Source organism: Desulfovibrio piger, from assembly GCF_900116045.1.
Taxonomy (GTDB): domain Bacteria; phylum Desulfobacterota; class Desulfovibrionia; order Desulfovibrionales; family Desulfovibrionaceae; genus Desulfovibrio; species Desulfovibrio piger_A.
The window spans coordinates 1,255,217-1,279,023 of the sequence record NZ_LT630450.1 but is presented as its reverse complement, the minus strand read 5'-3'; the positions used below and the strand labels follow the sequence as shown (position 1 = coordinate 1,279,023).

Sequence of the window (23,807 nt, the reverse complement as noted above, 5' to 3'; positions counted from 1 at the left end):
CCTATGAAGATCGCCCTCTTGCAATGCAATACCGTCACCGGAGACGTGGCCGGCAATGCCGAGCGCATCCTTGCCGCCGCGCGTGAGGCCGCCGCCCAGGGCGCCGACCTGTGCGTCACTCCCGAGCTGGCCCTGTGCGGCGCGGCGCCGGGCAGTTATCTGCGTGCCGAAGATTTCGCCGAGGGCTGCAAGGCCGGCTTGCAGATGCTGGCCGATGCCCTGAAGGACGGGCCGCCCCTGCTGGTGGGGGCCCCCGTGGCCAGCGTGTATGCCTCGGGCCTGCTTTCCAACGCGGCCATCCTGGTGCAGAAAGGGCGCTGGTCGGTGGTCTCGCGCAAGGTCTACCAGACCTACGGCCAGGACAGCGAGGCCCGCTTCTTCGACCGGGGCGTCTCCTGCGGCATCCTTGCCCTGGACGGCTGGCGTCTTGGCGTGGTGCTGTGCCAGGAGTCGGCCACCGAGGACGGCGCCTTCTGGAAGACCCAGTATGCCAGCGGCCACAACCCGCTCATGGAACTGGTGCAGCGCGGCGTGGACGCCATCGTCCACATGGCGGCGGTGCCCTTCAGCAAGGGGGTGCAGCGCCTGAGCGAGCAGATGCTCTCGCATGTGGCGGCGCGGCATCATGTGCATCTTTTTTCCGTCAACATGGTGGGCGGCAACGACAGCCGCGTCTACAACGGCCAGAGCCTGGCCTTCGATCCCACGGGGCAGATCCTGGCCCGCGGCAAGGCCTTTGCCGAGGATGTGCTGCTGGTGGACACCGCGGGCAGCGGCGGCATCGTGCACCCGCGTCCCGCCTGCCTGCCCGAGGCCATCTGGGACGCCCTGACCCTGGGCGTGCGGGATTTTGTCCACAAGTGCGGCCTGGAAAAGGCCATCGTGGCCCTTTCCGGCGGCATGGACTCGGCCCTGGTGCTCTGTGTGGCCGTCGAGGCCCTGGGCGCGGACAACGTGACGGCCGTGCTCATGCCGTCGCCCTACAGCAGCGAAGGCTCGGTGACCGATGCGCTGGGGCTGGCCGAAAATCTGGGCGTGCGGACCGTGACCCTGCCCATCGCGCCGGTCATGGAGAGTTTTTCCGCGGCCCTGGCACCGGGGCTGGACCTGTTCGGGACCTTCCCCGGTGACACCACTTTCGAGAACCTGCAGGCCCGCATCCGGGGCGTCATAGTGTCCTCGCTGGCCAACAGGGCGCGGGCCCTGGTGCTCAACACGGGCAACAAGAGCGAGTGCGCCGTGGGCTACAGCACCCTGTACGGCGATACCGTGGGCGCACTGGGCGTCATCGCCGACCTGACCAAGACCGAGGTCTACACCCTGGCCGGCTGGTACAACCATCACCGCCAGGCCGCCATCATCCCGCAGGCCATCTTCGACAAGGCCCCCTCGGCCGAGTTGCGGCCCGGGCAGAAGGATGCGGACTCCCTGCCGCCCTATGACGTGCTGGACCCCGTGCTGGAAAGCCTGATCTTTGCCGGGCAGGCGGCGGCCCAGCCCCAGGATGCCGACGAGGACCTGCGCAGGGAAGTGCGCCGCAAGCTGTTCGCCGCGGAATTCAAGCGCCGCCAGGAGCCCCTGGCCCTGCACATCAGCCGCATGCCCTTCGGCACGGGCTGGCAGGTGCCGGTGGCCGGGCGCTACCGTATGCCCTAGACGGGTACGGCGGCCCGGGGGAAGGGCATGTGCCGCAAGGCGCGCAGGACATTTGCTACCAAGGGAAGGCGGCTGCGGGAACGAGCATGGCCGCCGAGACGCTCGCAGGAGCACTGACAGACATCATCCGTATCGGAGGAGAGACCATGCCTGAAGCACCAGAGAAAAACCTGGCTCTTGACATCGTTCGCATCACGGAAGCCGCCGCGCTTTCGTCGGCCCGCTGGCTGGGCCGCGGCAACAAGGAAGCCGGTGACGGCGCCGCCGTGGACGCCATGCGCAACAGTTTTTCCACCCTGCATGTGGACGGTATCGTGGTCATCGGGGAAGGCGAGAAGGACCACGCCCCCATGCTGTACAATGGCGAGAGCGTGGGCATGGGCGACGGCCCGCAGCTGGATGTGGCCGTGGACCCCGTGGAAGGCACCAGCCTGCTGGCCTATGGCCGTCCCAACGCCATCTCCACGGTGGCCGTGGCGCCGCGCGGCAGCATGTTCAATCCCGGCCCCAGCTATTACATGCAGAAACTGGTGGTGGCCCGCGAGGCCCGCGACGTCATCGACCTGGACGCCCCTGTGGCCGTCAACCTGAACAATGTGGCCCGCGCCCTGGACAAGAACGTGCAGGACCTGGTGGTCTTCGTGCTGGACAAGCCCCGCCACAAGAAACTCATCGAAGACATCCGCAGCACGGGGGCGCGCATCCAGCTGCATACCGACGGTGACGTGGCCGGCGCCCTGATGGCCGTGGACCCGCGTTCCGAAGTCGACATCATGATGGGCACCGGCGGCACCCCCGAAGGCGTGCTGGCGGCCTGCGCCATCAAGGGGATGGGCGGCCAGATCCTGGCCCGTCTGGATCCCCAGTCCTATGTGGAGAAGGAAGCCATCAACGAGGCCGGCATCGACATCCGCGAAGTGCTGACCGTGCACGATCTGGTGCGCAGCGATGATTGCTTCTTTGCCGCCACGGGTATCTCCGGCGGCGATTTCCTGCGCGGCGTGCGCTACAGCGCCCGCCATGCGGTGACCCATTCCCTGGTGCTGCGCGGCAAGACCGGGACCCTGCGCTATGTGGAATCCTACCACAACATGGACAGGCTCTCCAAGATCAGCGCCGTGCAGTACTGAGCGAGGCTTGTTGCTTGATGAGAAAAACAGGATGCCAAGGCTGGCTGGCCGGCGGGCTGCTCTGCTGCCTGCTGCTGTGCGGTCTGACCGTGGCGGCCCCGGCGGGCGCGGATGCGGCCGCCGTGACGACGGTCTATGACGGGCAGGGCCCGGTGGAAGAAAAGGAATTGCTGCGCTTCCTCGAGGTGCTGCCCCAGTTCCGCGGCTGGGCCCGTGAGAACAGGATCGAGGCCCATCCCGTGGCCCGGAAGGGCAAGGCGGATTTCCTCTATGCCGATGAGGCCGCCCGCTGGGTGGAGGCCAGGGGCTGGGATGCCCGGCGCTTCTTCTGCGTCATGGGCCGCATGGCCGCGGCGCTGGTCATCGTGGAAGAAGGCAATGACCTGCAGGTCCGCCCCAGGGACATGCCCGTGGTGGACAAGGCCGAAGTGGAGCTGGCCCGCAAGCATCTGGGGAGCCTGCTCAAGGTGAGCATGCCTGACGAGGGCATGTCCCGCTAGCGTCGGCAGGCCTCCTGCCTGCTGTTTGGGAAAAAGCGCCCGTCCCGTGAGGGAGGGGCGCTTTTTTCATGCCCCGTTCGTAACGGCCCGGTATCAGGCATGCGCGGGAGGGGCCGAAGCGGGATACGTCCCCTCCCGGCGGCCCAGGAGACAGGGCAGGCAAAAGGGGAGGGCCCGGGCAGGCTCTCCCCTTGTTTTTTTGTCTGTGGACGGGCTCTAGCGGGCCGGAACGGCTTCCGGCGGGATGGGCGCGCCGTGTTCAGGCCCGGCGGGCAGGGGCTGCACGGCGGGTGCTTCCTGCGCGGGTTCGTCAGGCTGCGCGTTTTCCGCAGGCGCGGGGGTGCCTTCCGCGGGAGCGGGGGCCGCAGCTTCCTGGGCCGGGTCAGCCTGTTCAGCCGGAGCGGCAGCTTCCGGCGTTTCCGGGGCCGGGGCGGCTTCTGCCGGAGCAGCGGTCTCAGGAGCGGCAGGGGCCGTGCCTTCCGTCGCGGGAGCGGCCTCGGGAGCCGGAGCCGCTTCCGGGGCTGCCGCATCAGCAGGCGTTTCCGGTGCGGCCGTTTCAACAGCGGCTTCGGGGGAGGCGGGAACGGCGCTTTCCTCAGCAGCGGCCGGAACGGCGGGGGCAGCGGCGTTCAGGGGCTGGGCGGCGGCGAGCTTGAGCTCGGCATGTCCGGCCAGCTGGGGCGCCAGCCACAGATGGGCGGGCTGGGCCAGGAGGATGGCGAACAGGGTGCAGACCAGCAGGGAGCCGCCGGGCCAGGCGCGGCGGGTGAAGCGGGCCAGCAGCACGGCAAAGACGATGCACAGGCCGCCCAGGACGGGCAGGGCATCCAGGCTGGTCAGCAGGGCCTCATACTGCCGGGGGATGGCCAGCGAGGTGGACGTGCGGAGCCATTCCAGGGCCACGGGGAAGTGCAGGGCGGCCAGCAGCATGCCCGCGTGCAGGAAGAGCAGGGCGATGACCAGGTAAAAGAACTTGCTGCCCAGGCTGCCCATGCGGACCAGGGCGCGGCCCAGCAGGATGGCCAGCAGGCAGAGGGCGGGCGTGGCGCCGGCAAGGCCGGGGCCCAGCAGGGACAGGGGCAGGGAGAAGACCAGGGCGATCCAGAGGAAGGAGCTGCCGCTGTTTTCCTTGCGGCTGGCCCGCAGGGTCTTCCAGCTGGTGGCGAACACGCGGCCCCAGTTGACGCCGGTGACCACGAACAGCCAGGGCAGGAGACCGAGCACGGCCAGCGCCGGGGCCAGCCACCAGAAGGCGGGCAGGGGCCAGGGCAGGCTGATGAACTTGCCCGACACGGCCTGGGCGTAGCCTTCGGCCTGCACCCAGAAGATGATGGCGGCCGCCCAGAGGGCGCCCAGCAGCAGGAGCAGGAGGAAGCCCGCCAGCGCGTCCAGGCGCTGGGCGCGACGGATGCGCCAGGTCCAGAACAGGTGGACGAGGCTGGTCAGCAGGGGCAGGAGCAGGAAGACCAGGCCGCCGGTCAGCGCGGCCAGCCCGGAGGTCAGGAAGGCCAGAGGCAGGGAGATCCAGGCATGTTCCTTTTTCCAGCCCAGGCAGAAGAAGGCCAGGGAGAGCAGGCACAGCCCGGTGGCCAGCCCCTGCGGGCCCATGAAGTGCGCCAGCTGCGGGAACAGCAGGCTGGAGAGCAGGATCAGGCCTGAGGCCAGGGCCGCCTGAGGGCCGGAACCGGCGGCACGGCTCAGGGCCCAGGTGCCCCACAGACAGGCCAGACCGCCCAGGGCGGCGCCCGCCGGCCAGACGAAGGCCGCAAGCTGCGGCACCATGCGGGCCGCCAGATCAAGGGCCGCCAGCAGCCAGACGAAGACGGGCAGCTGGGCGTCACCGTTGTGCAGGGGCGCGAACCACTGGCCATTGGCCAGCGCTTCGCGGACGGTATCCATGAGTTTCATTTCCGGCGGGCAGTACAGGCCGCCGGTCAGGAAGGTGGGCCAGAGCTGGCAGGCCAGGAGCAGGAGCAGGGCCAGGGGGCCCATCTTGGCCAGCACGGCAAAGATCTTCTGGGCGGGCCCGGCCTCCAGCACGGCCACCGGCGCGGCGGCGGGAGCGGCCGGGGCCTCTTCTCCGGCGGGCGCCTGGCCGTCTTCCGGCAGGGGGGCGGCGCCGGGGACCGGGATCTGATCCCCTACCGCGGCGGGCTGCATGGTGGCCAGGCCGCGACGGCCGCTGCGGGGCACACCGCTCATGGCGGCAGCCGCGGCGGCATCGGCAGGCACGGCCTCCGCAGGGAGGGGAGCCCCGGTGTCGTCGGCCTTTTCTTCTTCGGCCGTGGCGGCAGGTCCGGCCACAGGCGCGGGCCGGGCCGCGTCGGCAGGGGCGGCAGGCGCTTCTCCGTCTGCCATGCTCAGGGGCGCTTCGGGCGTCGGCGAGGGGGCAGCGGCGGGGCTTCCCACCGGCGCGGCAGCGGGCGCCGCAGGGGCGGCAGGGGCCTCCTCAGGCTGCACGGTCTCTGCGGCGGGCATGGGGATGGGGGCCTCTTCCTGGGGGGCGGGCGCCGGTTCCGGGGCCACAGACGGTGTGCCGGGGGCCGGGATCTTCTGGCCGTCGGCAGGGGCGGGGCGACTTGCCCGGGCCCGGGCCTCTTCATCCAGCTGGGACCAGGGCGTCATGCCCACGGGGATCTCCTCTTCAGGGCGGGCCAGCTTGCTGGCGGCATCGGGCGTTTTTTCTGTCATGATGGCTCCTTGGGCGATGCGGCGGCTCCGACCAGGTAGTGCCGGGCAGAACGGCCGTTCAGGGTCACGGTCAGACCTCCCTGGACAGCCAGGGACGTCTGGTCAACGATATCTTGCGCTGCCCCGGAAACGGGCAGGGGGATGCGGAGGGTGGCGCTGCCGCTGCCGAAGTTGGCGGCCAGCACCCAGCAGCTGCCGTCGGGCAGGCGGGTGACGGTGGCCAGGGTCCCGGCAGGGCCGCTGACCACGCGCAAGAGCTGACCCCGGGCCACACCGGAGACGGCGCGGGCATGCAGCAGCCGGGCCATGACGCTTGCCGGGCTCCGGGGCAGGCGCAGCTCTTCCGACAGCGGGCCGAAGGCCAGCGGTGCGGGGGCCGCTTCTCCGGCGGTGGTCTCCGGCTCCAGCAGGGGGACGAGACCGGCACTGGCAGCCGTGCCCGGCGTGGACCTGGGCAGGGGCAGGGCGCCCTGCAGTTCCTGCGGGCTCACGAAGGCCAGACCGGGCAGGGCCACGCGCCAGGCAAGCAGCAGCAGGCAGGCCTCTTCCAGTTCCGCGTCGCGCCGGTCACGGGCGGGAGCGGCATCGGGCTTGCGGCCCAAGGCTTCCCGGGCCAGACCGGCGGGCGTGGTGGGCCAGAAATAGTCGTCGTCATGCAGACCGGAAAGACGGCGGGCACGCTGGAACAGGGCCTCGCCGCCGGGCAGGTCGCGCAGGGGGCGCCAGTCCACGCCCCGCCACTGGTGCAGGCCGCGGGCCAGGCCTTCCTGCCGCACACCGCCGCTCATGGACTGGCGCAGCAGGGTGGCCAGAGGCGCGGCATCCCCGGTCAGCAGGGCGTATTCGGCGGCGGGGCTGGTGACGGTATCGCGGGTCAGGTCCACGGGGGCCCGCTGGATCAGGGGCGTCAGCGACGGGGGCAGGATGTCGGCCTGCATGGCCCAGCCGCCGTAGCGGTGGATCTCGCGGGCAAGGGCGTCCAGGGCCTCCAGACCGGGGGCCAGCTGGTCACGAGGGGAGGGCGTCCCGCCGTCGGGCGGCACGTCCAGCCCCATGATGGCTTCGAGGTGCAGTCCGGCCAGGGTCTGCTGCTGCAGGCCGGTATGCCGGATGACCGCGGCGGAGAGCACGCGCCGGGCCTGTCCCGAGGGATCCTGCCAGAGCAGCACGGGGCGCAACACGTTGCCCGCATAGCGGTACAGCCAGCGTCGGGGCTTGCCGTCGGCCCCGCGCACTTCGCCGGTGACGGCCCAGCCGCCGGGCGTGGCCCAGGGCAGGCTGTCGCGCAGCAGGGCCGGGGGCAGCAGGCCCTTGTCGGTAAGGGCGCGGCATTGCTGGGCGTTGAGGGGGAGGCACTCCCATTCCTGGGGCGAGGCGGGCAGCGTGCCCCAGAGGGAGGCCGGGGCCTCCATCATGGCGTACAGACCGCTGAAGCGGCTGGCGTGGCGGGCCTGGAGGAAAAAGTCAGGGCCCAGGCCCGTGGCGGCCGGGGGCAGGGAGCCGCCCAGCTGGAAGCCGCCGGTGGCGGCGCGGGCGTTGAGCCGGGCGAACTGTTCGTCGTCGCCGCTGCGGGCGTCGAAGGCCAGGGACGTGGTGCCCGTGCCGAAATCGGGGCGGAGCTGGTTGTGCCAGAGGGCGCCCTGTTCCTGGGACGGGGACAGGTAGAGGCCGGAAAAGCCCATGCGCCGGAAGGCTTCCAGGGTGCCGGAGCGGGCCAGGGTCTGCATGGCCGTGGCCTTGCCCCGCAGGGTGTGGGGATTGACCTCCAGCCAGCAGGGGGCGGCGTCCAGCAGCAGGGGCAGGCGGTCATTGCTGCCGCTGTTGCCCCACAGGCGTTCCGAGCCCGAGACCTCGGCGGCCAGGTCGTCGGCATTGCCCAGCATGGACTGGCGTTCCAGCCACTGGATGTAGCCGGGATCGGCGCGCAGCAGGCTGCCGGGGGTCCTGTCGGGGCGTTCCGCCCCGGACAGGAGCAGCGGCTTGCGGCCGTGCGGGCCCATGACCTCCTGCGCACAGGCGCAGAGCAGCAGGGCCAGCACGAGCGTCAGGAGCCGCCAGAGGGCGGAGGTCGCTACCGGGCGGCCTTTTCTTCTTCCTTGGCCGCGTTCCACAGCTCGTCCTTCTCATCCAGCGACAGGTCGGGGAAGTCCTTGCCCTGCTGCCGGGCCAGTTCTTCCATGCGGGCAAAGCGGCGCAGGAAGCGGGCCGTGGCCAGGTCCAGGGCCTCGCTGGCCTTGATGCCCTTGCGGCGGCCCATCTCGGTGATGCTGAAGATCAGGTCGCCCAGCTCGTGCTTCTGGGCTTCGGCGTCGTCCCCGGCGGAGGCGTCCAGCCATTCCAGCCATTCGGCTTCCACCTGCTGTTCCACGTCTTCGTCCTCGGGCCAGGTGAAGCCCACGCGGGCGGCCTTGGAGTGGATGCGGTAGGCCTTGGTCAGCGGCGGCAGGCTGGCGGGCAGGGAGTCGAACAGGCCCTGGGGCTTGCCGTCGGCATCGGCATGCTCGGCGCGCTTGATCTTTTCCCAGGTCTTGAGCTGCTCGTCCAGATTGTCGAAGGTCACGTCACCGAAAACATGGGGATGGCGGCGCACCATCTTGGCCCGGTTGTTGTTCAGGGCGTCGTCCAGGCTGAACTGGCCGCGCTTCTGGTACAGATGGGCCACGAAGAGCAGCAGGAAGGCCACGTCGCCCAGTTCCTCGCACACGTCGGCCGTGTTGCCGGAACGGATGGCGCTGACCAGCTCGTGGCTCTCCTCGATGAGGTATTCGGTCAGGCTTTCGGGGGTCTGCTCCCTGTCCCAGGGGCAGCCGTTCTCGGCATCGGTCAGCCGTTCGATGACGGCCTGCAATTCTTCCAGAGCGCTTTTCATGAAACTGTTCCTTATGGAGGGTTAAAGTCCGAAACGGCTGATGAGGTCAGGCGGCAGCCAGCCGCGCACCTGGCTTATCAGGGAATTGAAATAGGGCAGGGCGCGCGAGTGGCGCAGGAACTCGGCATCGCCGAAGAGCTTCTGCAACAGCAGCAGGACCACGGCGCAGAGCAGCACGCCCTTGGCCAGGCCCAGCAGGCCGCCGGTGAGCTTGTCTATCCAGCCCACGAAGGAGAAGGCCAGCAGCTTTTGCAGCAGCCGCGCCAGCAGGCCCACGGCGATGAGCACGCCCAGGAAGAGCAGCACATAGCTGGCGATGTTGCGCCAGGCCGGTTCGGTGATGAAGGTGAGGTGCGGGGCCAGCACGGTATGGAAATGGTGGGAGACCCAGAAGCCGCCCACGATGGACAGCAGCCCGGCGACCTCGCCCACGAAGCCGGTCCAGAACCCGCGGGCCGCGAAGGCCGTCAGGACCAGCACGATGATGACGTCGAAAATATCCTGTCCCATAAGCTCCCTGTAAGGAAAAGATCCTCCTGCGGCCGTCGGGGCGGCACGGTGGCGGGGCGCCGGAGTTTCCGGCGGCCTGCGGCGGGCCGTGTCCGTTCGTGCAGGTACGGGCGCAGCATAGCAAAAGGGGGGGCAGGACACAATCCGTCCGGCTGTACAGATGGGGCCCGATACGCTATGCTTGCGGGATGGATACGCGACAGGGACACATGACGGAACAGGACGGGCCGGCCTGCAGCAGCGGGGCGGAATCTCCGGCGGCAGGGGCCGCTCCCGGAGCCGGGGAGGAAAGCCACGGCCTCACGGCCTACACTCCCTGCATCTCCGTGAGGGCCTGCGGCCGTTTGTGGCGCCTGCAGCGCGCCGCCGACCTGGAGAGCCTGTGGAACGCCATGCTGGACGATCCGCAGGACTTCGAGGACGAACGCCTGCCCTACTGGACGGAACTGTGGCCTTCCAGCATCGCCCTGTGCCGCTGGCTGGAAGAGCGCCGCGCCGAGATCGCCGGGCGCCCCTGCCTGGACCTGGGCTGCGGCCTGGGGCTCACGGCCATGGTGGGCCAGTGGCTGGGCGCGCAGGTCATCGGCATGGACTATGAGGAAGAGGCCCTGCGCTTCGCCAGCCTCAACGCCCGGCACAACGGGGTGTCCCCGCCCCTGTGGACCGTCATGGACTGGCGGCAGCCCGCCGTGCGGCCCCGCAGCATCTTCCGCCTTTGGGGCGGCGACATCATGTACGAAAAGCGCTTCGTGGCGCCGGTGATGCGCTTTCTTTCCCATGTGCTGGCCGACGACGGCGCGGCCTGGGTGGCCGAGCCCGGACGCGGCGTGTACGAGGCCTTTTTGCAGGCCCTGCACGGCGGCGGCTTGGAAGGGCGGCGCGTGTTCAGCGAGCGCGTGGAGCCCCTGTACGCCCAGCCCGTGCCCGTCACGGTGGCCGTGTGGGAGATCCGCCGCCGCGTCCGGCCCGCATAGACCGGGAGCGCCGGCGGGGGCCCCTCCCGCCCCGGTATCATCCGCCCCTTGCCTGTGCGGGCACGGGACCGTTTGCAGTCTTGGAATGTCGGATAAGATCGAGGAACCCTTGCCTGCGCGGGCGCGGGACCGTTGCCCGCAGGCCTTGCGGCCGGGATGCGCCGGCCGGGGCCTCCCGCATCCTCTGCCGCAGCGGCTCCGGCATGAGGCGCGCCTGCGGCCGTCATCCGGCCTGTCTGCCTGTTGCGGCCCATTTTTGCGAGGGGCGCCGCGCCGGCGGGCAGGGCCGGGGAAAGGCCTCTGGATTTTCAGGAAGATTTTGCTAGATTCACCACCGGGCACCGCCGGACGGTGTCCCGGCCGCATGAGGGCGAACAATGGGAAAACTGACACGTTTTGGTGTTTCTCTGGATGAAGAGCTGCTGGAACCTTTCGACGCCCTGTGCGCCGTCAAGGGCTACAGCAACCGCTCCGAAGCCATCCGTGACCTCATCCGCAAGGCCCTGGTGGCCGAGGAATGGCATCAGGCCGACGGCCAGGGCGCGGGCACGCTGACCCTGGTCTATGACCATCACAAGAACGATCTGGCCCGCCGCCTGACCCAGATGCAGCACGACGAGCATGACATCATCATCGCCACCCTGCATGTGCATCTGGACCATCACAACTGCCTTGAGGTGCTCATCCTCAAAGGCGAGGCCGCCCGCGTGCGGGCACTGGCCGACAAGCTCATTTCCTGCAAGGGTGTCAAGCACGGCACCTTCAGCGGTACAACTACAGGACAGGATCTCGCATAATGGAAGACGTGCAACGCCATGCCCCCAAGGTTCCCATCAATATCGACCGCGTCGGCATCCGCGGCATCACCGTGCCGCTGCTGGTGCGCGACCGCGCCCAGGGCAGCCGCCAGACCGTGGCCCGGGTGGATCTTGGTGTGGATCTGCCCGCCTCGTTCAAGGGCACGCACATGAGCCGCTTCATCGAAGCGCTGGAAGGATGGAACGACGAAATCAATTACCAGTCGGTGCGCCGCCTGCTGGCCACGGTCAAGGAACGTCTGGGGGCGCGGCGCTCCTATGTGCGCTTCTGTTTCCCCTATTTCGTGCACAAGCCCGCGCCTTCGTCGGGCATCAGGAGCATCATCTCGTATGAATGCCGCCTGACCGGGGAGCTGGACGAGAAGGGCCAGTCCTTCCTGCTGGAAGTGGACGTGCCCGTGATGACCGTGTGCCCCTGCTCCAAGGCCATCAGCCGCGAGGGCGCGCACAGCCAGCGCACCATGATCCGTCTGGCCGTGCGCATGTCGGGCTTCAGCTGGATCGAGGAATTCATCGAGATGGCCGAGGCTTCGGGCTCGTCCGCCGTCTATACCCTGCTCAAGCGCGAGGACGAGAAATACGTCACCGAACACGCCTTCGCCCAGCCCACCTTCGTGGAGGACGTGGTGCGCAACGTGGCCCAGCGGCTGACGGAGCACGAGCATGTGCGCTGGTTCCGCGTGGAGGTGGAGAGCATGGAATCCATCCACAGCCACAATGCCTTTGCCTGCATCGAGCGTGACCTGCGCACGCAGGACGGACAGGCCTAGCAGGCACGGGAAGGAAGCCGGGATCTCCCGGCTTTTTTTTTGCACGTCGCTGCGGTCAAAAAATTTTTCCCAAAAAGTTTTTTACACTGGACAGCTGCCTGTGCTAAGACACTCACGCCCAAGCTTCGTATGGCCTTGGGGCGGGACAGGCCGTCCGGCCGCTGCCCGGCCCCTCCAGGGACTGTCCCTCTGCCGGCGGCTCACGACCCCATCCCTGCCGCCCGGGCCCTTCCCCCCGTTTTGGTTGCGATTTCTTACCCCGGAGAAAGCATGCGTCTTGTTCCAAGACTGCTGATACCCCTTGTCATGGGCCTGCTGGCCCTGAGCGCCGGTTGCGCCTCCCATTCCGGGTCCGGCTCTTCCGGCTATCCCGAGGAATCCTGGTACGCGCAGCGCCAGCGCGCGGCGCAGGAAGCCCGCTTCCGCCGTTCCTATGAAGCCGTCTTCGATGAGAGCGTCGAGGAGAGCGGCCCCCGGCAGGCCAAGGCCGTGCAGGTGGCCCGTTCCGCCATCGGCACCCCCTATGTGCCCGGCGGACGCAATCCCGGCGGCTTCGACTGTTCCGGCCTTGTCCAGTGGGCCTACAAGAGCGTGGGCATCAACCTGCCGCGCACGGCCCGGGAACAGGCGGTTGTGGGCAAACGCATCACCCGCGTGGAAGACATGCGCGCCGGTGACATCGTGGCCTTCCACCATCCCCGCCGCGGCTACCATACGGGCATCTATGTGGGGGACGGGAAGTTCGTCCACAGCCCCCGCCGCCGGACCCGCGTGCGCATCAACAGCCTTGACGATCCCTATTTCAGGACTACCTTCATGGGAGCCCGCCGCGTGGAAGGCAGCGACGCCTTCAGCGCCGAGGAACTGCGCATGGCCGCCTATGCCGAAGAGCAGGCCGTGCGCGAGATCTCGCACAGCCGCAGCAAGAGCAAGGCCGGTGTCAGCCAGAAGAACACGCGGGACAAAAAGAGCAGCGTCCAGAAGAGCAGCCGCGGCAAAAGCAAGAGCAGCGTCAGCCGGAAGGGCGGCAGCGCCCAGAAAAAGAGCAGCGTCCAGAAAAGCAGCCGCAGCAAAAGCAAGAGCAGCGTCCAGAGAAAGAGCAGCGCCCAGAAAAAAAACAGCGGAAAGACGTCTGCCCGGCGCAGCAGCCAGGGACGCACGACCAAGAAATAGCCCGTCCTTTCGCCGGCAACGGGAGGGCGGCATGACCCGGACCCGTGCGTCCGGCATACACGGGAGTGAACCATGCTTCCCCTCATGAGCCCCCAGGACGTCCAAAGGAAACTGGAAGCCGGCGAGATCCGGCTCGTGGACATACGCGAACCTGACGAAGTGGCGTCCCTGCGCATCGAAGGCGCGGAGATCGCCCCCCTGTCGGTCATCCGCTGGCAGGATTTCCGTCCCGTGACCGACAAGCCCGTGGTCTTCACCTGCAACTCGGGCCGCCGCACCAAGAACAGCAGCGACCTTCTGGAACAGCTGGCCGCCGGTGAGGCCTGGCAGATGGAAGGCGGGGCCGCGGCCTGGGACAAGGCCGGTCTTCCCGTGGTGCGCGGCCGCCGCAGCCTGCCCATGTTCCGCCAGATCCAGATAGGCGCGGGCGGCATGGTGCTGCTGGGCCTGGCCCTGGGCCTTGCCTGGCCCCAGTGGCTCTGGCTGAGCGCCTTTGTGGGCGCGGGCCTGGTCTTTGCCGGGGTGACGGGCTTTTGCGGTCTGGGCCTGCTGCTGGCCCGCATGCCGTGGAACAAAAAATAGTCTGCCCGCGCAGATGATGTTTTCCCGAAGGGGAAGGGCGCTCCTGCCAGGGGGGCCCTTCCCCTTTCGTTCACCCTTCACCATACACAGACGGCCCGTACCGGGCGTTTTCGGAGGCGGCATGACCTTCTCCTGCGTACTGCCCAGCAGCCTGCACGCATACTGTTATCATCCCCCCTCACCGTCGGCTCCCCGTCCCCTGCGGGGACGGCTGGCCCCCAGTCCCACGGGATACATGCATCTGGGCAATGCCTGGGCCTTCCTCCTGGCCTGGCTGGCGGTACGCAGCGCCGGCGGGACGCTGGTCCTGCGCATGGAGGACATCGACCCGCAACGGTCGCGCCCCGCATATGCCAGGGCCCTGGTGGAGGACTTGCGCTGGCTGGGGCTGGACTGGGACGAGGGCCCGGCCGTGGACGGCGTCATCTCGGCCGACGGCAGCGACATGACGGAGCAGGGCCCGTGCGGCCCCTATTTCCAGAGTGCCCGCACGGCCCTGTATGATGCCACGCTGGATGCCCTGGACCGTGCCGGGCTGGTCTATCCCTGCTACTGCACCCGCAAGGAGCTGCGCCAGCTGGCCGGAGCGCCCCATGTGGACGATGCCGGGGCCCCCTATCCCGGCACCTGCCGTCATCTGGGCCCGGAAGAGCGGCACCGGCGCGAGGCCCAGGGGCGGCGTGCCTGCCTGCGCCTGCGCTGTCCCGAGGGACGTTTCCATTTTCAGGACGGCCTGCTGGGCGGGCAGTCCTTCACGCTGGAGGACTGCGGCGGCGATTTTGCCCTGCGCCGTTCCGACGGTGTGGTGGCCTACCAGCTGGCCGTGGCGCTGGACGATGCCCTGATGGGCATCACCCAGGTGGTGCGGGGGCGCGACATCCTGATGTCCACGCCGCGCCAGCTGGCCCTGTTGCGCCTGTGGGGCTTCGAGCCGCCCGCCTATGCGCACATCCCGTTGCTGCTGGACGGGCGGGGAGAGCGTCTGGCCAAGCGTCACCAGAGCCTGGGGGTGCGCGAGCTGCGCCGCCAGGGGGTAACGGCGGCGGAGATCGTGGGCGTTCTGGCCCTTCTGGCCGGTCTGCGCCCGGACATGCGGCCGGTGGCGGCAGCGGAGCTGCTGCCGGACTTCCGGCTGGAGCGGCTGCCCCGCCATGACGTCTGCCTGTGCGATCTTCCCCGCATACCGGACTGGCTGCGCCCCCTGTGTCTGCCGTGCTGACGGGCGGATTTGTCTTTTATGAAAAAAAAAGCTATGTTTAGCTCTTAAAATTTCTTGCCCGTTGTCGGGCTGGAGGCAATATGAGCAAGGTTCTTGATAAGGCCTTTCTTGACAGCGTGTTCCCCCCGGAACGCACGGAGGCGTTTTTCGACGCCCTGTTCGGCGGTGCTGAGGAAGGCGCCTATGACATCGTGCTGGTCTGCCGCTCCGAAGGAGAAGGAAAGGCGGAACTGGCTTTTGAGCTGCACCAGCGTCCCGGAAAATGTCTTGCCTGCAATCTGACCTACGGCCTGCCGCAGGTCTTCCAGCGCCATCCTGTCCTCAATGTGGCCGGTGTGGCCCGCGCCGTGGCGGAAAAGCTGGGCTGGCCGGCGGACAAGGTCCGCTGGTGGCTGGGGCATACCGAGGAAGTCAGCCGCAGCCTGCACGTCATCCCCCTGTACCTGGAAAGGACTGCCGACTGATCTGGAAGGCAGGACATATTTCCGCTTGACAGTCAGGCCGTATTTTGACACAACAAACCGTCCGCCAGCTTAGCTCAGTTGGTAGAGCAGCTGATTCGTAATCAGCAGGCCAAGAGTTCAAGTCTCTTAGCTGGCTCCAGAAAGAAATAAGCCCTTACGGAAATCTCCGTGAGGGCTTTTCTGTTTATGGGCTTTAGCCTGTTGAGCGCCTGACAGGCGCGAAACAAAAAACCACCCGCTATGCGGGTGGAGACAATACGTTATACACACAAAAACACCTTTCCGATACGATGAAGTTGTTCAAGCCCATCACAACGTTAACGGAAAGGTGTTTTTGTTATGGGAACCAAGGCTCATAGCCTAGCGCATGCGAAATGGTTGTGCAAGTATCATATCGTCTTTACTCCAAAATATAGAAGGAAAATAATCTTCGCACAGCTCCGTGAAAGTATAAAAGAAATTCTGCAATGCCTCTGCAAATATAAAGGGGTTGAGATTCTGGAAGGGCATCTGATGCCGGATCATGTCCACATGCTGGTGTCCATTCCTCCTAAAATCAGTGTGGCAAATTTCATGGGCTACCTGAAAGGGAAAAGTTCGTTGATGATATTCGATAAGCACGCAAACCTTAAGTATAAGTTCGGCAACAGAAAATTTGGGGCCGAAGGATATTATGTCAGTACGGTGGGGCTTAATGAGGCAACGATCAAAAAATATATCCAGGATCAGGAACGCCACGATATTATAAGAGACAAGCTGACATCACGCGAATATCAAGACCCCTTTAAGGGGTAGCCAAGGCGGCAAGGGCACTGGGCTTGAACAGCGTGAAAGCCAGCGTCTTTAGGCGCAGCCGGTAACAGGCCCTTACAGGGCCAGAGCAAACCACCCGCTTTGCGGGTGGTTCTGATTGGGGTTCCACCGGGGGCCATGAAAACGAAAATCAAAGGGTGCGTGCGTGAGGATGGGGGCGCGGATCATTGCCTATACCGCTTAGTTTCTTCTTGGGGATAATACCAGATGTTATGTCAAAAGAAGCATATTTCATTTTGTAGTTATATGTTATTGATAAATAATCTTTAGTTATCTTTATGTTAAATATATAGATAGTTTATTATTAATTTATATAAAATCTACTATTTAACAGTTCAAGATATATCAATCATGGTCTTGTGCGTTTTCTGAAATTTTCTCGCCTGAGCTCCAAGAAGTGAGGAAATCAATTTTGCTTTATCACAAACTTCATTTATCAATAATGAAGAAAGTTCTTTAGTTATTCTTACTGTAGGTACAGAACACCCTAATGTTGCAACGATGCTTCCACTATAGTCGAATATTGGTGATGCAACACATCTGACACCTTCGAAAATCTCTTCATAGTCAAATGCGATTCCTTCATTCCTGACATCTGCAAGTTCCTCAATGAAGGATGTGATGTCTTCTGCAGAAATCTTTGGATTTTCTTGGCAGATCTGGCCAAGTACACGCATGACATCCTGTTCATTTTGAAAGGCAAGCCAAATTTTTCCTGATGCTGAAGGATAGATTGGAAAAGATGAGCCAATTATAGAGTCAAGACGGAGATGGTGGCGGGACATCTGCTGATCGACAACGACCATATCGCTCCCCGAAGCCATGCAAAGGTTGACTGTCTCATTGACGATACCGACCAGTTCCCGACAATGCGGGCGGGCGAGTTCAACAAGATTGTTGTTGCCTACGATCCGGCGCCCTAGCTGAAAGAATTTTAAGGTCAGCGCATAGGCTCCACCACGATGTTCCTGGCGCACATAGCCTAGTTCTTCAAGAGTTAGCAAGATGCGTTGCAGGGTCCCTTTTGGTAAGGCTGAGACTTTTGCCAGCTCTCGAAGATCCCAGAGGGATTTATGTGTCATGAGTTCAATGACGGAAAAAGTTTTCGCAAGGCTGCTTATAGTATAGTATTTTTGTTCTGCCATAACGATTCCTGCGATCCTTCTGCAACAGGGTAGCAACATAGCACAATCGAAATTATTTTGTAATTATAGGTTATTATGCCATCGTTTGACAAGGCCGTTCTCCAGGCCCATCTGGTCGAGTATCCTCCCACAGAAATGCACCAGTATGTCTTCTATATTTTGTGGTAAAACATAGAATGCGGGCATGAAAGGCATGAGTACGGCCCCGGCCATGGCCAGCCTGTGCATATTTTCAATATGGATGACATTGAGAGGGGTTTCCCGAGGGACGATGATGAGCTTTCTTCCTTCCTTGAGTGTGACATCCGCAGCCCGATGGAGCAAATTCATGCCGGCACCACTGGCAATGGATGCCAGCGAGCTCATGGAACATGGACAAATGATCATGCCGTCATGGTGCCAGGATCCACTGGAAGGGCCTGCCGCCATATCGGCCGCATCATAGACGGTATGGGCATAAGCTCGGAAGGAATCCGCCTTGCAATGGCATTCATGCTGCAAGACGCGTTCTGCCCCAGGTGATACTATAAGATGAACTTCCACGTCGGCCAGATAATGGAGGTTCTGCAGCAAGCACGCTGTCAGCGGCATGGCGCTGGCCCCGCTGACGCCAACGATCAATCTTTTCATGTCCGAGCTCCTTGAAGGGGATTATTGTGCCAGCCGCCGGCGCTCCAGGATTTCCATGCCGATTTTGACAATGCATACACAGATGCCCGCCGTGATGAACATCATGAACAAACCGCTGAAAACCGCCATGCCGCGCAGACCGGAAAGGCCTGTCGTCGAGATCAGCAACAGGGCCATCACTCCGGCAGTGATGCCCCAGACGGCCTTCAGCCGTCGGGGAGCCTCTTCATTGATGGACAGTCCCTTGGTGGATAAGGTTGCCAGCACCGTGGTCATGGGATCTGCCAGGGTGGCGAAAGAGGTCATGGTACAGATGATGAACAGGAAGATCAGTACCCCACTCAGGGGGAAGGTCTGGAGAACGGCGACCACGGTGGATTCCAGTCCGTGGCTTTGCACGAAGCCCCAGACGTCCATGACGTTGTTCCACTGAAAGTAGATGGCAACGCTGCCAAAAGTGTTGATCCAGAAATATACGAAAATGGTGGGCGCGAAGATGTTCATCAGCAGGAATTGGCGCACGGTGCGGCCTTTGCCGAGACGAGCCAGGAACAGGCCGATGGGCGGCGCATACCCAAAGAAAAAGGCCATGTAGACCACCAGCCAGGAGTTGGACCAGGGGTTGTCCATGAACTTGGTGCTCATAAGCGAGCTGTTGTGGAAAAAGGAGCTCAGCGTATAGCCGAAGACTTCCGTGCCCATGGTCAGGATGAAGGAAGTGGGGCCCACAAGGAAGACGAAGAACATCAGGAAGATGAAAAGGCGCGTGGTCTGTTGCGAGAGGAAAGACATGCCCCGGCGCAGGCCGCTGATGGCCGAGATGACGAACAGGCCGGTACCGGCGACGCAGATAAGCGTGTCCATCATAAAGGAACGCGGCAGGCCCGTCAGATGGGAGAGCATGCTGGAGACCATCATGATCAGGGAGCCCATGCTGCTGATGACAGCGAAGCACAGGGAGAACAGGCAGATGGTATGCACCACGCAGCGGCTGAGCTCAAAATACCTGGAAGGCACGATGACGGCGAAACAGTCGATGATGGAGAGGGGACGGTTGTTGTTGAAGCACATGACCGCGAAGGTCACGCCACAGATAGAGTAGAGGCAGTACTGGGCCACGCTCCAGTGCATGATACTCTGCGAGATGGCAAAAACAGCGGCCTGGTGAGAGCCGGGGGCAATACCAAGGTTCTCGGTGGGGGGCTGCATCAGATGGTAGATGGGTTCACCTATGCCCCAGAACAGGATGCCGATACCGATACCGGCACACAGAGAAATGGCAAACCAGCGCCACAGGCTGAAGTCGGGCTTGGCATGGCGGCCGCCGATCCTGATGGAACCAATGGGAGAAGCGATGATGCAGAGCGTGAAAACGACGATGCATACGGAAAGGAAGACTGTGAGCCAACCGGTATTATTGAGCAGAAAAGTTTGGACGACCTCCATCATTGCAGTGAAATTCGCAGGAAAGATAACAGCGATAAGTACAAAAAGGAATATGATACTGTAGCCTATGGCAAAAGTCAGTTTGTCTACGCTATATGGTGATTCACTCATGAAAATCTCCTTAAGAACGCGGCCCAGATAGCATTTGGGGTATCATGAAGACAAAAAGGGGGAGCTGATGCTCCCCCTATGCCATTGTGATATCCTGCATTTGTGAGGCTGGAGTCGCATGCCTCGATGAAGAGTGCCTTACAGATGCACCGTCATGGCGCTGAAAAAATAGCTGTTGAGGAAGGCAGTGCCGCCCCCTGTCTTTGTTCTGTCCCGATGTTATTCCACGACGCACACACAGTCGAGTTCCAGCAGGCAGCCATGCGCTATATTGCTGACTTCGACACAGACACGGGCAGGCCGGTGCTCACCCATGAAATCGGCATACACTGTGTTGAAGGCATCGAAGTCGTGCATGTCCGTGATGAATACGGTCACTTTGGCGATATGGGCGATGGCCAGCCCGCAGGCATCCAGCACCGCTTTCATGTTGGTGAGGGTCTGGGTGGCCTGTTCGGCCATGTCTTTTCCCACCACTTCACCCGTCACGGGATGGAAAGGCACCTGGCCGGAAAGGTAATAGGTGTTACCGGCCTTGACGGCGTGGGAATAGGGGCCGACAGCGGCGCAAGCCTTGGGAGCATGCACAAATTCCATGATGACCTCCAGAGAGCGTATTGGATAGGGGATGCTATGGGAAAGGAGGCGCGGGGCGTAGAAGGGAGCCGCCCCACGCCAGGCACATGGGAGCTAGATTTCGCTTTTGGCGTTGAACTCCTCCCACATCAGGCGGGCGGTGGCGCCGATGGTAGGCAGGGGTTCCGGCGGCAGGTGGCTCGGGGTGGCGATACGGCGCAGGAAGCGCAGCTCCTCGCTGTCGATGCCGTTGATCCATTCGGCCACATAGTGGCCCATCAGGCAGGTCTTGGCCACGCCGGCACCTTCGCCGCTGGCCGAGGCGTACACGCTGGGATGCTTTTGGATCATGAGCGGCCGGAAGTTCATGGTCATGTTGATCATGCCGCCGTAAAGGTATTCGAAGTTGACATGCTTGATCTCGGGGAAACGGTTTTCAAAGGCCCGGCGCAGCTTGGGAACGGCCCGGCGGATGCGCTGGAAGGAGGTGGTGCGATGCGTGGCGTAGCTGAAACCGTTCCGTACGAAGATACGGTTGTCGCAGGTGAAGCGGACGGTGGTGCCGGCGGGATGTCCCGCGGTGCAGCCCCAGGGCTTGACGTCCTTGAAGTAGATGAGCTCGTCTTCGTTGAGCTGGCGGGTGAAGGCGCCGTAAGAAAGCACGGGGCAGAACGTGTTCTTCACAATGCCGAATTCCTCGATGAAGGGGCCACCGGTGACGACGACGTTCTTGGCCGTCAGTTCCTTGCCGTTGAGCAGTTTCACGCGGGCACGGGCGCCTTCCTCAATGCTCATAACGGGGCACTCTTCGAACACGTCAACATTTTCGGGCAGCACGGTGAACAGTCCGCGCAGCACGTCGGCAGGGTTCACCAGCAGGGTCCCGGGGGTGTAGAGGGCCTTTTTGTAGTAACGGGTGCCCAGACGCTTGGCCAGGACTTCGCCTTCATAGATCTCATACTTGACGTTCATGTGCTCGAGCTCTTCGACTTCGGTATCGATGAGCTTGAAGCTCTTGGTCTCGGAGCAGCACAGATATTTGCCGCAGGGATCCCAGTCCACCTTGATGCCGGAATCTTCGATGGCCTTGCGCATCCGGCCGATGATGAAGGTGTTGAGCTTATAGTACATGAAGTTGTCTTCAAAATTGGAATTGCCCTGGTCACCGAAATTATGGGGCACGTCGATGATGAAACCGGCATTCTTGCCGCTGTCGCCGTTGCCGATCTTGATGGCTTCGAAGACAGCGATTCTGGCACTGGGCTGCAGTTCAGCCAGACGGCTGGCGCAGCCGTATCCGCCGTAACCGGCGCCTACGACGATATAGTCATATTCCTTGGCGATCTTGTCATGGCTCTTGAACAGATGATCTTTGAAAGAGGACATCTCAAGCCAGCTCTGACCAGTGGTGGTGGGGAAACGCTTCACTTCACGCATGGTAGTTCTCTCTTCCTAAAAGATGCTTGTGCATACGCCGGCGGATCGTGCCTGCCGGCGGTCTGGCGGGCAAAAGGACGCTACTTCACGGGATGCAGGACGATGCGGGCATCGGCCACGGCCAGTCCTTTTTCCCAGGCAAAAACGGGGTTGAGGTCGACTTCGGCGACATCACGCAGCTCATCCACCAGGTGGGAGACCAGACAAACGGCCTCGGCCAGGGCTTCCAGATCGCAGGGCTTGGCGCCGCGCGCACCCTGCAGCATGGCCAGACCGCGGATTTCACGCACCATCTTGCGGGCGGAGGGCATGTTGATGGGGGCCACGCGGAAGGACACGTCCTTGAGCACTTCCACGAAGATGCCGCCCAGACCGAACATGACCGTGGGGCCGAAGGTCACGTCATGGCTGGCGCCAATGATGCATTCCACGCCGCCGGGCAGCATGGGGGTCATCAGCACGCCGAAGATGTCCGCGTCAGGCTTGTAGGCCAGGCCGTTCCTGACCAGGCGCTCAAAGGCTTCACGGGCGCTCCCGGCGGATTCGATGTTCAGGGCCACACCGCCGGCATCGGTCTTGTGCAGGATATCCGGGGATACGATCTTCATGACGGCCTTGCCGCCTATCTTCTGCCACAGCTCTGCCGCTTCGTCGGCGTTGCGCGCCAGGTAGTGCGGAGCCAGGTTCAGGCCATAGGCTTTGAAAATGTCGCGGGCTTCTGTCTCGACCAGGTTGCAGCGGTTCTGGGCGCGCACGGAATCGAGGATGGCACGAACTTTTTCGTGGCGGTCGGCGGGCAGTTCCACACTGGCACCGGCCAGTTCTTCTTCCAGGGCCTTGCGGCGGTCGGCATAACTCACCAGCGTACCCATGGAGCGTACGGCAGCGTCCACGGAACCGAATACCGGGATGCCGTTGTCGCTCAGGTAACGCAGGCATTCAGGCTGCTGTGGCTGGTAGATGGAATGCATGACCACAGGCTTGTTGGCCTTCTGCACGCGGGCAGCCATGCTCTTGGCCACGTCCATCTCCATAACGCGGAATTCTTCGGAAAGATCGGCATAGCCGCCATAAAGGCCCACGATGATCACACCATCCACATCGGGGTCGTCCAGCAGGACCTCCAGGCACCGGTCGAAGACCCACATGTCGGCTTCGGGCGTGCCGGCCAGGTCCACAGGATTTTTGATGGGGCAGTGCGGACGCAGGATGGCGCGCAGCTTTTCCTGGGTGGCCTGGGACAGCACCGGGGCTTCCAGCTTGAATCGCTCGCAGAAGTCGGTAGCCATGACGCCGTGACCGCCGCCGTCGGTGAGCACGGCCATGCGTCTGCCGATGGCGGGCTTGCACTTGGCGAAAGTCTCGGCGGTATCGAGCAGTTCGTTGGGACTGTCCACACGAACGACGCCCGCCTGCTCCAGGGCCGCGTCGAAGATTTTTTCACTGCCGGCCAGGGAGCCGGTGTGGGAAGCGGCGGCACGGGCACCGGCGGCGCTGCGGCCGATCTTGATGGCGGCGATGGGCGTCTTGAGCGAGGTCTTCTGGGCGGCCTTCAGGAACTTGCGGCCATCTTCCTCATCTTCCACACGCAGGCCTTCCATGTACAGCAGCAGTACCTTGGTATTTTCGTCCTGTCCGATATAGCTGACGAAGTCATTGAAGCGGATATCCATCTGATTGCCGATGGTGGCCCAGCAGCTGTAACCGAGGTTGCGGCTTTTGGCATTGAAGTTGATGTCGATACCAAAGTTGCCGCTTTGCAGCACGAGGCTCATGGGGCCGGGGGCCAGATCGATGATGCTCGCATTGAGGCTCACGGCAGAACTGTACATCCCCATGCAGTTGGGGCCCATGATGCGCAGATTGCCCTTGCGGGCCACTTCCAGCATCTGGCGTTCGATCTCCTTGCCCTCGGGACCGGTCTCGCCAAAGCCCGTGGAGACGACGATGGCGGTCTTCACGCCCTTTTCGGCACACTGCTCGATGATGGGGACTATATGCCTGGGAGCAATGGCCACGATGGCCAGGTCCACTTCACCGGGCACGGAAAGGATGTCGGGATAGGTAGGGTGACCGAGGATTTCACCGCCGGATCGGGAGACCAGATAGATGTCACCCTGGAACTTGTTGTCTATCAGGCTCTTGGCTGTCCAGTAGCCGTATTTCTTCGTATCGGACGAAGCGCCGATAAGAGCGACGCTTTTGGGACGAAAGAGAGGGACAAGGTCAGACATTGCATTCCTCCCGGGAGCTCTTGCAGTCACGCTGCCCCCGATGGCAGCGTGACCCGGTA

The 23,807-nt window shown here is 63.7% G+C and carries 21 protein-coding genes and 1 tRNA gene; 12 read left to right on the top strand and 10 right to left on the bottom strand.

The annotated features are described in order from the left end of the window. Positions 1 to 3 precede the first annotated feature (3 nt). From DESPIGER_RS05930 to DESPIGER_RS05920, 3 genes are all read left to right on the top strand, one after another. Entirely contained in the window at positions 4 to 1,656 is a 1,653-nt protein-coding gene (locus tag DESPIGER_RS05930; RefSeq protein ID WP_072334308.1) for an NAD+ synthase, read from the top strand. Positions 1,657 to 1,802: 146 nt separating this feature from the next. Further along, the gene (glpX, locus tag DESPIGER_RS05925; protein WP_072334305.1) at positions 1,803 to 2,786 is read left to right on the top strand and encodes a class II fructose-bisphosphatase; all 984 of its coding nucleotides are present in this window, start codon (positions 1,803 to 1,805) and stop codon (positions 2,784 to 2,786) included. A 17-nt stretch (positions 2,787 to 2,803) separates the two neighbouring features. Further along, positions 2,804 to 3,286: a hypothetical protein gene (locus tag DESPIGER_RS05920; protein WP_072334302.1), complete on the top strand. Its 483-nt coding sequence runs from the start codon at positions 2,804 to 2,806 to the stop codon at positions 3,284 to 3,286. Between the two features lie 216 nt (positions 3,287 to 3,502). On the opposite strand, the gene DESPIGER_RS05915 is transcribed toward DESPIGER_RS05920, so the two are convergent. From DESPIGER_RS05915 to DESPIGER_RS05900, 4 genes are read right to left on the bottom strand one after another with little or no spacing between them, the layout of a single operon-like run. Continuing rightward, positions 3,503 to 5,977, bottom strand: coding sequence for a hypothetical protein (locus tag DESPIGER_RS05915; protein ID WP_072334299.1), 2,475 nt, complete (start codon positions 5,975 to 5,977; stop codon positions 3,503 to 3,505). Beyond that, positions 5,974 to 8,088, bottom strand: a complete 2,115-nt coding sequence (locus DESPIGER_RS05910; RefSeq protein WP_156831639.1) for a hypothetical protein — start codon at positions 8,086 to 8,088, stop codon at positions 5,974 to 5,976. Before DESPIGER_RS05910 ends, DESPIGER_RS05915 begins: the two co-directional genes overlap by 4 nt. Continuing rightward, entirely contained in the window at positions 8,049 to 8,846 is a 798-nt protein-coding gene (gene mazG / locus DESPIGER_RS05905) for a nucleoside triphosphate pyrophosphohydrolase (protein ID WP_072334293.1), read from the bottom strand. The genes DESPIGER_RS05910 and mazG overlap by 40 nt, the downstream gene beginning before the upstream one ends. A gap of 21 nt (positions 8,847 to 8,867) precedes the next feature. Beyond that, entirely contained in the window at positions 8,868 to 9,356 is a 489-nt protein-coding gene (locus tag DESPIGER_RS05900; protein WP_006006337.1) for a CvpA family protein, read from the bottom strand. Between the two features lie 209 nt (positions 9,357 to 9,565). On the opposite strand from DESPIGER_RS05900, the gene DESPIGER_RS05895 reads away from it, so the two are divergent. The 9 genes from DESPIGER_RS05895 to tnpA all read left to right on the top strand — a co-directional run bounded on the left by DESPIGER_RS05895 (position 9,566) and on the right by tnpA (position 16,151). Then, entirely contained in the window at positions 9,566 to 10,330 is a 765-nt protein-coding gene (locus DESPIGER_RS05895) for a class I SAM-dependent methyltransferase (RefSeq protein WP_231927647.1), read from the top strand. A gap of 377 nt (positions 10,331 to 10,707) precedes the next feature. Continuing rightward, positions 10,708 to 11,127 carry a nickel-responsive transcriptional regulator NikR gene (nikR, locus tag DESPIGER_RS05890; RefSeq protein WP_072334291.1) on the top strand — a complete coding sequence of 140 codons (420 nt, stop codon included), beginning with the start codon at positions 10,708 to 10,710 and terminating at the stop codon, positions 11,125 to 11,127. Then, on the top strand, positions 11,127 to 11,918 hold the full coding sequence (folE2, locus tag DESPIGER_RS05885) for a GTP cyclohydrolase FolE2 (protein ID WP_072334288.1): 792 nt from the start codon (positions 11,127 to 11,129) through the stop codon (positions 11,916 to 11,918). The genes nikR and folE2 overlap by 1 nt, the downstream gene beginning before the upstream one ends. Positions 11,919 to 12,188: 270 nt before the next feature. Further along, positions 12,189 to 13,091, top strand: coding sequence for a C40 family peptidase (locus tag DESPIGER_RS05880; RefSeq protein WP_231927646.1), 903 nt, complete (start codon positions 12,189 to 12,191; stop codon positions 13,089 to 13,091). 72 nt (positions 13,092 to 13,163) lie between these two features. Beyond that, a complete protein-coding gene (locus tag DESPIGER_RS05875) occupies positions 13,164 to 13,673 on the top strand; it encodes a rhodanese family protein (RefSeq protein ID WP_072334285.1) in 510 nt (169 codons plus the stop codon). A 121-nt stretch (positions 13,674 to 13,794) separates the two neighbouring features. Further along, positions 13,795 to 14,892, top strand: coding sequence for a tRNA glutamyl-Q(34) synthetase GluQRS (gene gluQRS, locus DESPIGER_RS05870; protein WP_072334282.1), 1,098 nt, complete (start codon positions 13,795 to 13,797; stop codon positions 14,890 to 14,892). Between the two features lie 80 nt (positions 14,893 to 14,972). Then, positions 14,973 to 15,356 (top strand): hypothetical protein, encoded by a 384-nt coding sequence (locus DESPIGER_RS05865; protein WP_072334279.1) that lies wholly within the window; start codon positions 14,973 to 14,975, stop codon positions 15,354 to 15,356. Positions 15,357 to 15,419: 63 nt separating this feature from the next. Continuing rightward, positions 15,420 to 15,495, top strand: a tRNA-Thr gene (locus DESPIGER_RS05860). 200 nt (positions 15,496 to 15,695) lie between these two features. Continuing rightward, entirely contained in the window at positions 15,696 to 16,151 is a 456-nt protein-coding gene (tnpA, locus tag DESPIGER_RS05855) for an IS200/IS605 family transposase (protein ID WP_072334276.1), read from the top strand. 353 nt (positions 16,152 to 16,504) lie between these two features. Here tnpA and DESPIGER_RS05850 read toward each other — a convergent pair whose 3' ends face one another. From DESPIGER_RS05850 to DESPIGER_RS05825, 6 genes are all read right to left on the bottom strand, one after another. Beyond that, positions 16,505 to 17,314, bottom strand: a complete 810-nt coding sequence (locus DESPIGER_RS05850) for an IclR family transcriptional regulator (RefSeq protein ID WP_072334273.1) — start codon at positions 17,312 to 17,314, stop codon at positions 16,505 to 16,507. Positions 17,315 to 17,377: 63 nt separating this feature from the next. After that, the gene (locus DESPIGER_RS05845; RefSeq protein ID WP_072334270.1) at positions 17,378 to 17,944 is read right to left on the bottom strand and encodes a UbiX family flavin prenyltransferase; all 567 of its coding nucleotides are present in this window, start codon (positions 17,942 to 17,944) and stop codon (positions 17,378 to 17,380) included. Positions 17,945 to 17,965: 21 nt separating this feature from the next. Next, on the bottom strand, positions 17,966 to 19,501 hold the full coding sequence (locus tag DESPIGER_RS05840; RefSeq protein ID WP_072334267.1) for a BCCT family transporter: 1,536 nt from the start codon (positions 19,499 to 19,501) through the stop codon (positions 17,966 to 17,968). A 219-nt stretch (positions 19,502 to 19,720) separates the two neighbouring features. Next, the gene (locus DESPIGER_RS05835) at positions 19,721 to 20,098 is read right to left on the bottom strand and encodes a Rid family detoxifying hydrolase (RefSeq protein WP_072334264.1); all 378 of its coding nucleotides are present in this window, start codon (positions 20,096 to 20,098) and stop codon (positions 19,721 to 19,723) included. Between the two features lie 93 nt (positions 20,099 to 20,191). Beyond that, positions 20,192 to 21,514, bottom strand: a complete 1,323-nt coding sequence (locus DESPIGER_RS05830) for an NAD(P)/FAD-dependent oxidoreductase (protein WP_072334261.1) — start codon at positions 21,512 to 21,514, stop codon at positions 20,192 to 20,194. Positions 21,515 to 21,594: 80 nt separating this feature from the next. Then, positions 21,595 to 23,748: an acetate--CoA ligase family protein gene (locus DESPIGER_RS05825; protein ID WP_072334257.1), complete on the bottom strand. Its 2,154-nt coding sequence runs from the start codon at positions 23,746 to 23,748 to the stop codon at positions 21,595 to 21,597. Positions 23,749 to 23,807 lie beyond the last annotated feature (59 nt).

Coding starts and splice junctions, on each gene's coding strand:
- DESPIGER_RS05930 (WP_072334308.1), top strand. CDS start 4: ATGAAGATCGCCCTCTTGCAATGCAATACCGTCACCGGAGACGTGGCC.
- glpX (WP_072334305.1), top strand. CDS start 1,803: ATGCCTGAAGCACCAGAGAAAAACCTGGCTCTTGACATCGTTCGCATC.
- DESPIGER_RS05920 (WP_072334302.1), top strand. CDS start 2,804: ATGAGAAAAACAGGATGCCAAGGCTGGCTGGCCGGCGGGCTGCTCTGC.
- DESPIGER_RS05915 (WP_072334299.1), bottom strand. CDS start 5,977: ATGACAGAAAAAACGCCCGATGCCGCCAGCAAGCTGGCCCGCCCTGAA.
- mazG (WP_072334293.1), bottom strand. CDS start 8,846: ATGAAAAGCGCTCTGGAAGAATTGCAGGCCGTCATCGAACGGCTGACC.
- DESPIGER_RS05900 (WP_006006337.1), bottom strand. CDS start 9,356: ATGGGACAGGATATTTTCGACGTCATCATCGTGCTGGTCCTGACGGCC.
- DESPIGER_RS05895 (WP_231927647.1), top strand. CDS start 9,566: ATGACGGAACAGGACGGGCCGGCCTGCAGCAGCGGGGCGGAATCTCCG.
- nikR (WP_072334291.1), top strand. CDS start 10,708: ATGGGAAAACTGACACGTTTTGGTGTTTCTCTGGATGAAGAGCTGCTG.
- folE2 (WP_072334288.1), top strand. CDS start 11,127: ATGGAAGACGTGCAACGCCATGCCCCCAAGGTTCCCATCAATATCGAC.
- DESPIGER_RS05880 (WP_231927646.1), top strand. CDS start 12,189: ATGCGTCTTGTTCCAAGACTGCTGATACCCCTTGTCATGGGCCTGCTG.
- DESPIGER_RS05875 (WP_072334285.1), top strand. CDS start 13,164: ATGCTTCCCCTCATGAGCCCCCAGGACGTCCAAAGGAAACTGGAAGCC.
- gluQRS (WP_072334282.1), top strand. CDS start 13,795: ATGACCTTCTCCTGCGTACTGCCCAGCAGCCTGCACGCATACTGTTAT.
- DESPIGER_RS05865 (WP_072334279.1), top strand. CDS start 14,973: ATGAGCAAGGTTCTTGATAAGGCCTTTCTTGACAGCGTGTTCCCCCCG.
- tnpA (WP_072334276.1), top strand. CDS start 15,696: ATGGGAACCAAGGCTCATAGCCTAGCGCATGCGAAATGGTTGTGCAAG.
- DESPIGER_RS05850 (WP_072334273.1), bottom strand. CDS start 17,314: ATGGCAGAACAAAAATACTATACTATAAGCAGCCTTGCGAAAACTTTT.
- DESPIGER_RS05845 (WP_072334270.1), bottom strand. CDS start 17,944: ATGAAAAGATTGATCGTTGGCGTCAGCGGGGCCAGCGCCATGCCGCTG.
- DESPIGER_RS05840 (WP_072334267.1), bottom strand. CDS start 19,501: ATGAGTGAATCACCATATAGCGTAGACAAACTGACTTTTGCCATAGGC.
- DESPIGER_RS05835 (WP_072334264.1), bottom strand. CDS start 20,098: ATGGAATTTGTGCATGCTCCCAAGGCTTGCGCCGCTGTCGGCCCCTAT.
- DESPIGER_RS05830 (WP_072334261.1), bottom strand. CDS start 21,514: ATGCGTGAAGTGAAGCGTTTCCCCACCACCACTGGTCAGAGCTGGCTT.
- DESPIGER_RS05825 (WP_072334257.1), bottom strand. CDS start 23,748: ATGTCTGACCTTGTCCCTCTCTTTCGTCCCAAAAGCGTCGCTCTTATC.